The following is a 13,319-nucleotide window of genomic DNA, read 5'->3' on the forward strand; positions in this document are numbered from 1 at the left end:
AAAGTAGTGAGTACTCTCTCCCGTCGGAGATTTTCTCACTACTAATCTTAGTATGTTTGTCAACTGTAGTGAGTTGATGAAAAGCTAGAGTTCCACAACTGGGAATATCTAGCTTTTTTGTGGCTGAGAATTATTTTGTCGCAGACTCTTTTTAATTTTATAGGTAGAACTATCGGGCTATACAGAAAAAGCTTGATAAGTTTTATGAAACTAAGTATACTAGAAGGTAACAAGCGTTTTCAGACGGTATATTAGGGAGTATACTTAGAAATTGAGAGGGAGATATGAGAATAAGAAAATTTCGATTATTGATGTCCAAGTATGGCTTTAGTATTGCGATTATCCTGATAGAATTATTTCTTGTTTTCGGAATTATTCTTTACATGAGCCAGATTGCTCCGATTATTTGGGTGATTCTTGTATTTTTAATCAGCGTAGCAACCGTTATAGCGATTGTCAATCGTTCGATGTCACCTGAAAGCAAAGTGACTTGGTTGATTGTGACCTTTGTACCGGTGTTTGGTCCACTGCTTTATCTCATGTTCGGTGAGAGAAGACTATCAAAAAAAGAAATGAAACAGCTGAAGGAACTACGCTCCATTACTAACCATGAAAAGAGTGAGTTTGCTCTTCATCAAGGGTTAAAGGATAGAGATAAGTCTGCTTATGGGATTATCAATGCCTTGCTACATATGGATAGCAATGCAGAGGTGTACGAGCAGACAGATTCTCAATTTTTCTCTACTGGAGAGGCTATGTGGAGACAAATCTTAGAGGATTTGAAAAAGGCTGAGAAATTTATCTTCCTGGAATACTACATTGTCGAAGAAGGCTTGATGTGGGACAGCATGCTTGAGATTCTGGAAGAAAAGGCAGCTCAAGGAGTTGAGGTCAAGATGCTCTATGACGATATTGGTTGTATGGTGACTTTGCCTGGGGATTATACTGTTTATTTGCGTTCAAAAGGAATTGATGCTCATAAGTTTAATAAGGTGATTCCTCGTATGACCGTGGCCTATAACAATCGTGACCACCGTAAAATCTTGGTCATTGATGGGCAGATTGCCTATACTGGTGGCGTCAATCTTGCGGATGAGTATATCAACCAGATTGAACGTTTTGGCTATTGGAAAGATAGTGGCCTTCGTATAGACGGTCCAGCTGTTCAGGCTTTTACAAGACTATTTCTCATGAACTGGTACATCAACCGTGGTGAAATCAGTGACTTTGATCAGTATCACTTGGAAAATCAAACGCGGTCTGGAGCAGGTTTGTGCATTCCTTATGGAAGTGGTCCCAAGCCTATCTACCAGATGAAGGTAGGGAAAGTAGTTTATCAAAATCTCATCAATCAAGCGACAGACTTTGTCTATATTACCACGCCTTACTTGATTATTGATTATGATTTGACGGAAGATATTAAAAATGCGGCCATGCGAGGGGTGGATGTGCGAATTGTCACTCCCTTTGTACCCGACAAGGAGCTTATTCAACTGATAACACGAGGAGCTTATCCGGATCTTTTGTCTGCTGGTGTCCGTATTTATGAGTATACTCCTGGTTTTATCCATAGTAAGCAGATGATTGTTGATGATCGATACGCAGTTGTTGGAACCATAAATCTAGATTATCGTAGCTTGGTTCATCACTATGAAAATGCGGTTTTGTTGTACGAAACACCATCGATTGCAGATATTCGTAAGGACTTTGAAGAGATTTTTGAAGTATCGCAGGAAGTATTTCCAGGGACGATCAATCCTACCTGGTATCAAACATTAATCAAGGAAGTGACCCAGTTGTTTGCGCCAATGCTTTAAGTGGAAGAATTAATTGAGAATAGATGATTAGAGGAAGAGGTTGGGACAAAAGTCCTAGCCTCTCAATTTTCTTTGGATTGTCGAGCAAGACGCAGTGGTTGAGTGGGCTCTACTATGCTGATTTCATCATCTTTTACAGCTCTACTCAACTGTGCGGAGGTGGGACGACGAAATCGAATTCTAACGAATTACCGATTTCTGTCCCACTCTCTTTTCTGTAAGCAGTTTCCTTGACATCTTATTTATTTTTCGTTATCATATGTCCATATAATATATGGGAGTCTGTGTACAGTCTGAGAGGAAGTGTTAAACTTCGACCGCACCTGATCTGGGTAATGCCAGCGTAGGGAACGATACTTGGCCTAATTTTGCACCTTTTTCATATATGAAAGAGGTTTTTCTTTTTTCATAAAGAAAAACTGTAAATTAAAAGGAGGTTTGAATGAAAGCAAGCATTGCTTTACAAGTCCTGCCCCTGTCACAGGGGATTGACCGCATAGCTGTAATTGATAAGGTCATTGCTTATCTGCAATCTCAAGAAGTGACCATGGTGGTGACACCATTTGAAACGGTCTTGGAGGGGGAGTTTGATGAGCTTATGCGTATTCTCAAAGAAGCGTTAGAAGTGGCGGGGCAAGGAGCAGACAATGTCTTTGCCAATGTGAAAATAAATATAGGAGAGATTTTAAGCATCGATGAGAAACTTGAAAAGTATAATGAGACGGCATATTAGTCTGCTAGGATTTTTGGGTGTCTTATCCGCTTGGCAGGTGGCGGGACTCTTAAAACTCTTACCAAAGTTTATCCTGCCGACACCACTTGAGATTCTTCAGTCTTTTGTTCGTGACAGAGAATTTCTCTGGTACCATAGCTGGGCAACCTTGAGAGTAGCCTTATTAGGCTTGTTCTTGGGTGTCTTGATAGCCTGTATCATGGCCGTCCTTATGGATAGTTTGGGCTGGCTCAATGACCTGATTTACCCCATGATGGTGGTTGTCCAGACTATACCGACAATTGCCATAGCCCCTATCCTAGTTTTATGGTTGGGTTATGGAATCTTGCCCAAGATTGTTTTGATTATCTTGACGACTACTTTTCCTATCATCGTTAGTATTTTAGATGGTTTTAGGCATTGTGACAAGGATATGCTGACCTTGTTTAGTTTGATGCGAGCGAATCCATGGCAAATCCTGTGGCATTTTAAAATTCCAGTCAGTCTGCCTTACTTTTATGCAGGTCTGAGGGTCAGTGTCTCCTACGCCTTTATCACAACAGTGGTATCTGAGTGGTTGGGAGGCTTTGAAGGACTTGGTGTCTACATGATTCAGTCCAAAAAACTGTTTCAGTATGATACTATGTTTGCCATTATTATTCTGGTATCACTGATCAGTCTTCTGGGGATGAAGCTAGTCGATATCAGTGAAAAATATGTGATTAAATGGAAACGTACTTAAAATAGAGCGTTTTGTAAAAAGAAAAGAGGAAATAAAAATGAAGAAAACATGGAAAGTGTTTTTAACGGTTGTAACAGCTCTTCTAGCTGTCGTGCTTGTGGCTTGTGGCCAAGGAACAGCTTCTAAGGATAACAAAGAAGCAGAACTCAAAAAAATTGACTTTATCCTAGACTGGACACCCAATACCAACCACACAGGGCTTTATGTAGCTAAAGAAAAAGGTTATTTCAAAGAAGCTGGAGTGGATGTTGATTTGAAATTGCCACCTGAAGAAAGCTCGTCAGACTTGGTTATCAATGGTAAGGCGCCATTTGCTATCTATTTCCAAGATTACATGGCTAAGAAATTGGAAAAAGGGGCAGGCATTACTGCAGTTGCAGCAATCGTTGAGCACAATACATCAGGGATCATCTCTCGTAAGTCTGACAATATCAATAGTCCTAAAGACTTGGTTGGGAAGAAATACGGAACTTGGAATGACCCAACTGAGCTTGCTATGTTGAAAACCTTGGTAGAATCTCAAGGTGGAGACTTTGAGAAGGTTGAAAAAGTACCAAACAATGACTCAAACTCGATCACACCGATTGCCAATGGCGTTTTTGACTCTGCCTGGATTTATTATGGTTGGGACGGTATTCTTGCTAAATCGCAAGGTGTGGATGCCAACTTCATGTATTTGAAAGACTACGTCAAAGAGTTTGACTACTACTCACCAGTTATCATCGCTAACAATGACTATCTGAAAGACAACAAAGAAGAAGCTCGTAAAGTCATCCAAGCTATTAAAAAAGGTTATCAATACGCTATGGAGCATCCAGAAGAAGCGGCTGATATCCTGATCAAGAATGCCCCAGAACTCAAAGATAAGCGTGATTTCGTTATCGAATCTCAAAAATACTTGTCAAAAGAATATGCAAGTGATAAGGAAAAATGGGGACAATTTGATGCGGATCGCTGGAATGCCTTCTACAAATGGGATAAAGAAAATGGAATCCTCAAGGAAGACTTGACTGATAAAGGATTTACTAACGAATTTGTAAAATAATGACAGAAATTAGACTAGAACATGTAAGCTATGCCTACGACAATGAAAAGATTTTAGAGGATATTAACCTACAGGTAACTTCAGGTGAAGTGGTCTCTATCCTAGGCCCCAGTGGTGTAGGAAAGACTACTCTCTTTAACCTGATTGCAGGGATTTTAGAAGTCCAGTCAGGTAGAATTGTGCTTGATGGGGAGGAAAATCCCAAGGGGCGCGTGAGCTATATGCTACAAAAGGATTTGCTCTTGGAGCACAAGACGGTGCTAGGCAATATCATTTTGCCCCTCTTGATCCAAAAGGTGGACAAGGCAGAAGCTGTTGCGAAAGCAGATGAAATCCTTGCTACCTTTCAATTGACGGCTGTAAGGGATAAGTACCCTCATGAACTCAGTGGTGGGATGCGCCAGCGTGTGGCCTTACTCCGTACCTACCTTTTCGGGCACAAGCTCTTTCTTCTAGATGAGGCCTTTAGTGCTTTGGACGAGATGACAAAGATGGAACTCCACGCCTGGTATTTGGAGATTCACAAACAGCTGGAGTTGACAACACTCATCATTACGCATAGTATCGAGGAGGCGCTGAACCTCAGTGATCGGATTTATATCTTGAAAAATCGCCCTGGGCAGATCGTCTCTGAAGTCAAACTCGACTGGTCTGAAACCGAAGACAAGGAAGTTCAAAAAATTGCTTATAAACGTCAAATTTTAGCGGAATTGGGATTAAATAATTAGAAAGACAGGGAGTTGGTGAGGATTCTTCATTACCAGCCCCTTTTTCTTTTAAAAAATCGAAAAATTCGGTATAATAGTCAAAGATAGTCAAGGTTTAAAGAGAGGTGGGTTTGTTATGAGACTTAAAAATACATCAGATCATATTGAGGCCTACATCAAGGCAATTCTAGATCAATCTGGTATTGTGGAGTTGCAACGGAGTCAGTTGGCAGATACTTTCCAGGTTGTTCCTAGTCAGATTAACTATGTGATTAAGACTCGTTTTACAGAAAGCAGGGGATACTTGGTTGAAAGTAAGCGTGGTGGTGGTGGCTACATTCGTATAGGACGGATTGAGTTCTCAAACCACCATGAAATGCTCCGCGATTTACTGTATTCGGTGGGCGAAGAAGTTAGCCTAGTTATCTTTGAAGATGTTTTAAGACTCTTGTTTGAACAGGATTTAGTGACTCGTCAGGAGATGAATCTATTATTAGCAATGGCGACAGACCGGGTTTTAGGTGAGGATGCCAATCTTATCCGTGCCAATATGCTCCGACAGTTATTACAAGAGGTAGATAGAAAAGGAAAATAGAACTAAATGAAATATTCAAAAGCATTGAAAGAATGTATAGACAGTGCCTTTCTGGTCGCAAGTCATTTTGGGGCAGAATACCTAGAGTCTTGGCACCTATTGATTGCTATGGCCAATCATAGTTACAGTGTAGCTGGGGCGACTTTAAACGAATTTCCTTATGAGATTGATCGTCTGGAGGAAGTTGCTGTAGAGCTGACTGAAACAAAGTATAGCGATAAGGAAAATTATCAGGAGTTGCCTTTTTCACACCGTTTGAAGGTATTATTGTTGGAAGCAGAGCACGTTGCTTCTGTCGTTCATGCCAAGGTATTAGGAACAGAGCACGTGCTTTATGCTATCTTACATGATGGCAATGCCTTGGCTACTCGTATTCTAGAAAAAGCGGGATTTTCTTACGAAGATCAGAAGGATCAGGTCAAGATTGCTGGACTTCGTCGTAGTCTTGAAGCGCGTGCTGGTTGGACTAGAGATGATTTGAAGGCCCTTCGTCAACGCCATCGTACGGTAGCGGACAAGCAAAATTCTATGGCTAATATGATGGGCATGCCTCAGACACCAAGTGGAGGTTTGGAAGATTATACGCATGACCTTACGGAGCAAGCTCGCTCAGGTAAATTGGAACCAGTCATCGGGCGCGACCAAGAAATCTCTCGTATGATTCAAATCTTGAGTCGTAAGACCAAAAATAATCCGGTCCTAGTTGGAGATGCGGGTGTGGGTAAAACAGCGTTGGCACTTGGTCTTGCCCAACGTATTGCCAACGGAGATGTACCAGCTGAGATGGCTAAAATGCGAGTTTTAGAGCTTGATTTGATGAATGTGGTTGCGGGAACTCGTTTCCGTGGAGACTTTGAAGAACGTATGAACAATATCATCAAAGATATCGAGGAAGATGGCAAGGTCATCCTCTTTATCGATGAGCTTCATACCATTATGGGTTCAGGAAGTGGGATTGATTCGACCTTGGATGCGGCCAATATCCTAAAACCTGCCTTGGCGCGTGGAACTCTGAGAACTGTCGGTGCGACTACTCAGGAAGAGTATCAAAAGCACATCGAAAAAGACGCAGCTCTTTCTCGTCGCTTTGCAAAGGTGATGATTGAGGAGCCAAGTTTAGCAGATAGTATGGCTATTTTGCAGGGCTTGAAAGCAACCTATGAGAAACACCACCATGTCCAAATTACAGACGATGCAGTCGAAACAGCTGTCAAAATGGCACATCGTTATTTGACGAGTCGTCATTTGCCAGACTCAGCAATCGATCTTTTGGATGAAGCGGCAGCAACAGTGCAAAATAAATCGAAACACGCTAAACAAGAAGAGTCAGGTTTAACACCAGCTGATAAGGCCTTGATGGATGGAAAATGGAAGCAAGCAGCTCAGCTCATTGCAAAAGAGCAGGAAGTACCTGTTTATAAAGATGTAGTAGAAGAATCTGATATTTTGACCACCTTGAGTCGCTTATCAGGAATTCCTGTGCAAAAATTAACCCAAACGGATGCCAAGAAGTATCTCAACCTTGAAGCTGAACTGCATAAACGTGTGATTGGACAGGAACAGGCTGTATCTAGTATCAGTCGTGCCATTCGCCGAAATCAATCTGGTATTCGTAGTCATAAACGTCCAATCGGATCCTTTATGTTCCTTGGACCGACAGGTGTCGGTAAGACCGAATTAGCCAAGGCCTTGGCTGAGGTCCTCTTTGATGATGAGTCTGCCCTTATCCGATTTGATATGAGTGAGTACATGGAGAAATTTGCGGCTAGTCGCCTCAACGGAGCACCTCCAGGTTATGTAGGCTACGAAGAAGGTGGAGAGTTGACCGAGAAGGTTCGTAACAAACCGTACTCAGTCTTGCTCTTTGACGAGGTAGAGAAGGCCCACCCAGACATCTTTAATGTCCTCTTACAAGTCTTGGACGATGGGGTTCTGACAGATAGTAAGGGACGCAAGGTTGACTTCTCCAATACCATCATCATCATGACATCAAACCTTGGTGCGACAGCGCTTCGTGATGACAAAACAGTTGGATTTGGAGCTAAGGATATTCGTTTTGACCAAGAAAATATGGAAAAACGGATGTTTGAGGAGCTGAAAAAGGCTTATCGTCCAGAGTTTATCAACCGTATTGATGAGAAGGTAGTCTTCCATAGCTTGTCAAGTCAAGATATGCAGGAAGTAGTTAAGATTATGGTCAAACCATTGATTGCAAGCCTGGCAGAAAAAGGAATTGACTTGAAACTCCAAGCATCTGCCCTAAAACTTCTAGCTCAGCAAGGCTATGATCCAGAGATGGGGGCTCGTCCACTTCGTAGAACTTTGCAAACGGAAGTAGAAGACAAGCTAGCAGAGCTTCTCCTTAAAGGTGAATTGGAAGCTGGAAAGACTCTGAAGATTGGTGTTAAAGCTGGTCAATTAAAATTTGAGATTGTTTAAAAATGTGAGGTTGGAACAGATTGTTTCAACCTCTTTTTTGAAAAGTTGTTGCCCAAATAGCTACTTGGATTGTGCATTTATTTTAAGGATTTCAAAACAGAATTCTCCTGATCCGGTTTTGCATATCAAGTAAAAAATTCTTATCATTTAGCAACGTTTTTATAAAAAATAATAAAAAAGCGTTGACAAACAGAACAAGACAGAGTATAATACAAAATATAAAAAATTATAAAAAGGTTAAACAGATATGAAAAAGAGTATAGCGGTGGTTTTTGGCACCTTTGCTCCCTTACATCAAGGGCATATTGATTTAATCCAAAGAGCAAAACGTCAATGTGATGCTGTATGGGTGGTAGTTTCAGGTTATAAGGGAGATCGTGGTGAACAGGTGGGGCTTACACTACAAAAGAGATTTCGCTATATTCGTGAAGCTTTTCGAGATGATGAGTTGACCTCTGTTTGTAAACTTGACGAAACCAATATTCCACGTTATCCAATGGGCTGGCAGGAGTGGTTGGATCAGATGTTGCAGGCCATTTCCTATGACCAGACTGGTCAGGAGCTTATCTTTTTTGTAGGAGAGTCCGAATACCAACAAGAATTGTCAAAACGTGGTTTTGAGACTGTTCTACAGGAAAGAAAATTTGGAATTTCGGCTAGCATGATTCGTGAAAATCCAAGTAAATATTGGAAATATATCGCTCAACCTTTCCGCCGTCAGTTTACGAAAAAAGTGTTGATTATGGGAAGTGCTAGTAATGGGAAAACAACTCTAGCCAAGGATTTAGCTCGTTTTTATGATGCGCCAGTCAGTCTGGAATATGCACGTGAGTATCAGATAAAAAATAATGTCCGAGATGATGAGCTTACCCCAAAAGACTATTATTACCTTCTATTGGGGCAATATGATCAAACTTCCAAGTTAATCGATAGCCATGCCAATCGAGGCCTGGTCATTGCAGATACCAACTCACTAGTAACCAAGGGCTACTACGATTACTACATGGAAACTGAAGAGCAGGGGGACTTGTCCGTAGAGACCTTTGATAATCTCTTTGTTTCCATCTTAGCCAAGGAAAAGTGGGATCTAATCCTCTTTGTGCAACCTGTTGGCTCTTATGTTAATGATGGTTTTCGAGACATGACCATGGCAGAAGACCATATCCGTCATAGTTTTTCTCAGCATTTGGATATGATGAGGGAGCAATATCTGGCTACTATCCCTCATGTTTATCTAGCTGATGACTATCTAGGAAATTATGAAGCAGCAAAAGTAGCTATTGATGCCATTTACCAAGCAGATTAGGAGAAGAAAATGAAAAAAATAACTGAAAAAATTACACGATTTATTGAAAACTTTAAAAATGTTCACGCAGAAGCTCGTAAAATTGGTTTTGCAGGAGTTATGCGTTTGCTTTGGAAAGACCTCTTTGTGGGACGCAGTCTTTTCCAGTGGCTCTATTTGATTGCTTTATCAAGTGTTCCTCTTATTCTGGAGTTTACACAAAACACAGAAAGTCATGACTGGATTGGTCTCTTGGCCTCTTGGACAGGGATTGTCTGCGTTATCTTAGTAGCTGAAGGTCGAGCTAGTAACTACCTTTTTGGAGCTATTAACTCTGCAATCTATTTGGTCCTAGCTATGAATGCGACTTTCTATGGTGAAGTTTTGACGACTGTTTACTTCTTTGTCATGCAGCCTATTGGTCTCTATACTTGGTTGTCTAATCGGATCAATGAGCAAGGAAGACCAGAGGAGTCTCACTTTGAAGCTAAGAAACTTGGTCTGATTGATTGGCTCAAGTACTTGGCTTTGACTGCCATCATCTGGATTGGCATGGGATTAGCCTACCAAAGTATCAGCAGTGCTCGTCCTTTCCGTGATAGTGTTACCGATGCGACCAATGGTGTTGGTCAGCTCTTGATGACACGTCTTTACCGTGAGCAATGGATTTTCTGGATTGCAACCAATCTCTTTAGTATCTACCTCTGGTGGGGTGAAAACATCCATATCCAAGGGATGTACTGGGTTTATACCATCAATAGTCTAGTCGGTTGGTACCAATGGACTAAGGCTGTCAAGGAGGGATAAGATGACTGAAACGATAATCCCGGCTGGAATGACAGAGAGAGAATATTTTGAGATTCATGCGACTGAGAAGGAATTTTTAGACTGGTACTGCAAACAGGATCTTCCTCAGTATGAAAAACCGAGCGTGACGGTGGATATGGTAGCTTATTGCTTTGTGGAAGGGAAAATCAAACTCTTGCTAATTCGTCGCAAGGCCCATCCTTATCAAAACTGTTTGGCTTTGGTCGGTGGTTTTATGGATAAGAGCGAAGATGCAAGGCATGCTTGTCAGCGTGAAGTGAGAGAGGAGGTTAATCTTGACCTTCCTTTGGAAAAAATCGAACAGTTGATGACAGTGTCTACCCCAGGTCGTGATCCGCGGGGCTGGACGGTTACTATCGCCCACTTGGTGTATCTACCTAGCAGAGCACTCGATCTCGTTCAAGCTGGAGATGATGCCAAGGATGTGGTTTTTGTCGATGTCGATTTTCAGACGGGCAAGTGCTTCCTAGAGGGACTAGAGCTGGGGGAGCAAGCCTTCGCCTTTGACCATTATGCCATTATTCAAGAATCCATCAAACGAATCCAAGGCCGTCTCGATTGGAACCCAACCTTCCTTTATCTGTTGGAGGAGGAATTCACTGTCTATGAAGGAACCGAATTAGTCAATCTCATCAACCCAGGACGACCAATCGTCAGCAATAACTTTCTTGTAAAATACGGAGAATATGTAGAAGAAGTTGGGCTCAAACGAGTTCCTAAAAAGAAACCAAGAAAAACCTATCGATTGAAATAAAAGGTTTGGGAGCAGAAATCGATAGCCCAAGTCTTGATTTCCTAGTTTCAATCCTGAGAAGTTTCAACAAGTCCGATGACTGGTTGAACTTGAGAATAGAGAAAATACAGTTTGTGTCAAAAGTCAATTCAGCCATCGTGTCAAAGACTTATTAGTCATAAAAAAGCGAGGTCGGGAAAAATCTCGACCTCTTTTTGACTACTAAGGATGTTTATCTTTCTTTGAATTGCTCATGATTCGAATGAATAAATCCTTGTATTTATATTTTAAATAGGTTTCGTGTAAATACAATAAAGCCACGTAGACAATCATGAAAATAGCAGTTAGGTAGAACAAATCAAATGTTGTTTGAGCGTAATGAGTAGCTGCCCCATAAGAAACGAAAGCATCTAAAATCACCCAAGGAAGATACTTGTAATATTTACTTAACATAAGCCTACACCTCCAATATCCTATCTCAATTTTATTATAGCCCTTCAAGAAAAAAATGCAAGCGATTACACTTTGAAATATAGCACTTTATCAGGAAGAACTTTTGTGTTTTTTAAAATTCTTTACGAATAAAAGATATAAGAGGGGTAAGAAAATAAATGTACTAAAAAATAATTCTAAAAAATTTTAGATAAATAGTTGACAGATTTAAAAACAAATATTACAATAATGTTACAAAAATATTTCTTAATATTTCAAAAATGTTACAAAGGAGCATAACATGAAAACTAAAACTTCTATCAGATTAATGGCCGTAACTGTACTCGCTTCAACATTACTATTGGGGGCTTGTGGTAATAAGAAAGAAAATACCACAAGTGATAGTTCTAGCAAGACAACACAAGCATCTTCTAGTTCTAAGGCCAGTTCTTCAAGTAAAGAGAACAAAACTCAGAAGTCCTCAAGTTCAACTTCATCAGAAAAAGCTAAGACCTCCTCTTCTGACCAGTCAGAAACTACTGCAAATCAATCCCCAACAACACCAGCACCAGCACAAGAAACAAGACAGAGCCAAGAAGCTTATAACCAACAGGCATCTTCGCAAACTCCCTCAAATCAACAAGGTTCTCAAGCACAGACTAGCCAGTCAACTTATGATCCAACTACTGACCGCAAACTTCAAGATAAGCAAGCAGAACACAACAAACGTTACAAGGGTGTTCTAACCATGGTTGATGGAGATTTCTCTGCTGCAGCTGGCAACTGGAAGGGGGCTAATGGCGAGACTATCACTGTTTCATCAGGTGGTCAATTTACAGTAGAATCTGCTGATGGTAAGAAAGAAAACTACTCGATCCAAGGCTATGCCTATACCCTTGATGATGGTAAATATAATGCCAAAATTGGTGGTGGAAAAGTCATTCAAATTACAACAGGTGCAGATGGTACTGTTTCAAGTGTTACTTTGATTAAGCCATAGACTTCAGTACAGAAATAATTTGTTTAAAAATAGTTCAGTTGATGAGTATTACAGTATTTCGATTTGATAAGACATCATAAATGAACTCCAGAGATGAGATTAACTTAGGAGTATATGTAATTATGTCTACCTGAACTGACCGTTTTTCACTTAGTTTCTCCGAGAGAAGTGGTATAATGAATGCATTAAAGGAAAACGAGTGATGAATCAATGCCAGATAAATTAATTTTACCTCAAAACACACGACTCATGGGAGTGTTCCTGGGTTTTATAGGTGGTTCTTTGGATGTATTCTGTCATATCCAGTACCATAGTTTGGTGGCAACGCAGACAGGGAATATTCTTCTACTGATATCAGATTGGCACGATTCACATGTTATCAATACCATATTGCGATTCTGCTCGATTATATTCTTTTCCCTAGGTTTTCTTTTTGCCTTGTACATGAAAGAATATCGCAAAACAGCCTATTGGCGGGTTAAGATGCTACTTCCTTTATTTATCGGGACCCTTGTTCTGCCCTTCTTTTCCCGCTTTCCTTTATTAGAAGTTCCTTTTATTGCTTTTGGAACAGGCATGATGATGCTAACATTTACGGGTAGTTTGATTGAAGATCATCCCTATGTCATTTTTATGACCTCTGGAAATTACCGAAAAATGTTGACTGCTTTGTATCGCATCGTTAGAGGAGAAGGAGATGTTCAAGAATATCGTCGCCAATCCTTGAACTATGGAATTGTTGTAGGAAGTTTCGTAGTGGGTGCCATTAGCTTGGCTGTATCTATGCATTTTTTTCATGAATGGTCTATCTGGATTGTCAGCTTCAATTTGTTTTTGATCATGTCCTACTATATTGCTAGAGTGAAGCAGCTCGATTTGCAAGATGAAAATATATAAAAATGGCAAATCTCTCAAATTGAGATTTGCCATTTTTGGTATGATGGCCATGTCGTACATCTGAGGTGAAAGTCCTCCGTGGGCTCC

13 protein-coding genes and 1 riboswitch are annotated in these 13,319 nt (G+C 40.7%); of the genes, 12 read left to right on the plus strand and 1 reads right to left on the minus strand.

Features of this window, described 5'->3' with window-relative positions:
• Positions 1–284 precede the first annotated feature (284 nt).
• The 10 genes from cls (at position 285) to M1R56_RS05760 (ending at position 10,924) form a co-directional block, all read left to right on the plus strand.
• The gene (cls, locus tag M1R56_RS05715; RefSeq protein WP_248034942.1) at positions 285–1,817 is read left to right on the plus strand and encodes a cardiolipin synthase; all 1,533 of its coding nucleotides are present in this window, start codon (positions 285–287) and stop codon (positions 1,815–1,817) included.
• Between the two features lie 264 nt (positions 1,818–2,081).
• Positions 2,082–2,184: riboswitch (TPP riboswitch) on the plus strand.
• 75 nt (positions 2,185–2,259) lie between these two features.
• Positions 2,260–2,550 carry a thiamine-binding protein gene (locus tag M1R56_RS05720; protein WP_248034945.1) on the plus strand — a complete coding sequence of 97 codons (291 nt, stop codon included), beginning with the start codon at positions 2,260–2,262 and terminating at the stop codon, positions 2,548–2,550.
• The gene (locus M1R56_RS05725; protein WP_248034947.1) at positions 2,513–3,271 is read left to right on the plus strand and encodes an ABC transporter permease; all 759 of its coding nucleotides are present in this window, start codon (positions 2,513–2,515) and stop codon (positions 3,269–3,271) included. Before M1R56_RS05720 ends, M1R56_RS05725 begins: the two co-directional genes overlap by 38 nt.
• A gap of 37 nt (positions 3,272–3,308) precedes the next feature.
• Positions 3,309–4,316, plus strand: a complete 1,008-nt coding sequence (locus tag M1R56_RS05730) for an ABC transporter substrate-binding protein (RefSeq protein ID WP_248034949.1) — start codon at positions 3,309–3,311, stop codon at positions 4,314–4,316.
• On the plus strand, positions 4,316–5,044 hold the full coding sequence (locus M1R56_RS05735; protein WP_248034951.1) for an ABC transporter ATP-binding protein: 729 nt from the start codon (positions 4,316–4,318) through the stop codon (positions 5,042–5,044). Before M1R56_RS05730 ends, M1R56_RS05735 begins: the two co-directional genes overlap by 1 nt.
• Positions 5,045–5,159: 115 nt before the next feature.
• Positions 5,160–5,618: a CtsR family transcriptional regulator gene (locus M1R56_RS05740; RefSeq protein WP_001237459.1), complete on the plus strand. Its 459-nt coding sequence runs from the start codon at positions 5,160–5,162 to the stop codon at positions 5,616–5,618.
• A 6-nt stretch (positions 5,619–5,624) separates the two neighbouring features.
• Positions 5,625–8,057, plus strand: a complete 2,433-nt coding sequence (locus M1R56_RS05745; protein WP_248034953.1) for an ATP-dependent Clp protease ATP-binding subunit — start codon at positions 5,625–5,627, stop codon at positions 8,055–8,057.
• A 247-nt stretch (positions 8,058–8,304) separates the two neighbouring features.
• Positions 8,305–9,363: an AAA family ATPase gene (locus tag M1R56_RS05750; RefSeq protein ID WP_248034955.1), complete on the plus strand. Its 1,059-nt coding sequence runs from the start codon at positions 8,305–8,307 to the stop codon at positions 9,361–9,363.
• Between the two features lie 9 nt (positions 9,364–9,372).
• Positions 9,373–10,149 (plus strand): nicotinamide riboside transporter PnuC, encoded by a 777-nt coding sequence (pnuC, locus tag M1R56_RS05755; protein WP_248034957.1) that lies wholly within the window; start codon positions 9,373–9,375, stop codon positions 10,147–10,149.
• 1 nt (position 10,150) lies between these two features.
• Positions 10,151–10,924: an NUDIX hydrolase gene (locus tag M1R56_RS05760; protein WP_049503793.1), complete on the plus strand. Its 774-nt coding sequence runs from the start codon at positions 10,151–10,153 to the stop codon at positions 10,922–10,924.
• Between the two features lie 201 nt (positions 10,925–11,125).
• On the opposite strand, the gene M1R56_RS05765 is transcribed toward M1R56_RS05760, so the two are convergent.
• A complete protein-coding gene (locus tag M1R56_RS05765) occupies positions 11,126–11,356 on the minus strand; it encodes a hypothetical protein (RefSeq protein ID WP_049549587.1) in 231 nt (76 codons plus the stop codon).
• Between the two features lie 280 nt (positions 11,357–11,636).
• Here M1R56_RS05765 and M1R56_RS05770 point away from each other — a divergent pair, with 280 nt between their 5' ends.
• Complete coding sequence (locus tag M1R56_RS05770; protein ID WP_248034959.1) at positions 11,637–12,335, plus strand: hypothetical protein; 699 nt, start codon at positions 11,637–11,639, stop codon at positions 12,333–12,335.
• Positions 12,336–12,545: 210 nt separating this feature from the next.
• On the plus strand, positions 12,546–13,232 hold the full coding sequence (locus M1R56_RS05775) for a YoaK family protein (protein ID WP_248034961.1): 687 nt from the start codon (positions 12,546–12,548) through the stop codon (positions 13,230–13,232).
• Positions 13,233–13,319: the final 87 nt, after the last annotated feature.

This window comes from Streptococcus sp. oral taxon 431, assembly GCF_023115445.1.
Classification (GTDB): domain Bacteria; phylum Bacillota; class Bacilli; order Lactobacillales; family Streptococcaceae; genus Streptococcus.

What these genes read in the sequence shown, in the direction of transcription:
- M1R56_RS05735 (WP_248034951.1), top strand. Translation starts at nt 4,316, where the DNA reads ATGACAGAAATTAGACTAGAACATGTAAGCTATGCCTACGACAATGAA.
- M1R56_RS05740 (WP_001237459.1), top strand. Translation starts at nt 5,160, where the DNA reads ATGAGACTTAAAAATACATCAGATCATATTGAGGCCTACATCAAGGCA.
- pnuC (WP_248034957.1), top strand. Translation starts at nt 9,373, where the DNA reads ATGAAAAAAATAACTGAAAAAATTACACGATTTATTGAAAACTTTAAA.
- M1R56_RS05750 (WP_248034955.1), top strand. Translation starts at nt 8,305, where the DNA reads ATGAAAAAGAGTATAGCGGTGGTTTTTGGCACCTTTGCTCCCTTACAT.
- cls (WP_248034942.1), top strand. Translation starts at nt 285, where the DNA reads ATGAGAATAAGAAAATTTCGATTATTGATGTCCAAGTATGGCTTTAGT.
- M1R56_RS05765 (WP_049549587.1), bottom strand. Translation starts at nt 11,356, where the DNA reads ATGTTAAGTAAATATTACAAGTATCTTCCTTGGGTGATTTTAGATGCT.
- M1R56_RS05730 (WP_248034949.1), top strand. Translation starts at nt 3,309, where the DNA reads ATGAAGAAAACATGGAAAGTGTTTTTAACGGTTGTAACAGCTCTTCTA.
- M1R56_RS05745 (WP_248034953.1), top strand. Translation starts at nt 5,625, where the DNA reads ATGAAATATTCAAAAGCATTGAAAGAATGTATAGACAGTGCCTTTCTG.
- M1R56_RS05720 (WP_248034945.1), top strand. Translation starts at nt 2,260, where the DNA reads ATGAAAGCAAGCATTGCTTTACAAGTCCTGCCCCTGTCACAGGGGATT.
- M1R56_RS05770 (WP_248034959.1), top strand. Translation starts at nt 11,637, where the DNA reads ATGAAAACTAAAACTTCTATCAGATTAATGGCCGTAACTGTACTCGCT.
- M1R56_RS05775 (WP_248034961.1), top strand. Translation starts at nt 12,546, where the DNA reads ATGCCAGATAAATTAATTTTACCTCAAAACACACGACTCATGGGAGTG.
- M1R56_RS05725 (WP_248034947.1), top strand. Translation starts at nt 2,513, where the DNA reads ATGAGAAACTTGAAAAGTATAATGAGACGGCATATTAGTCTGCTAGGA.
- M1R56_RS05760 (WP_049503793.1), top strand. Translation starts at nt 10,151, where the DNA reads ATGACTGAAACGATAATCCCGGCTGGAATGACAGAGAGAGAATATTTT.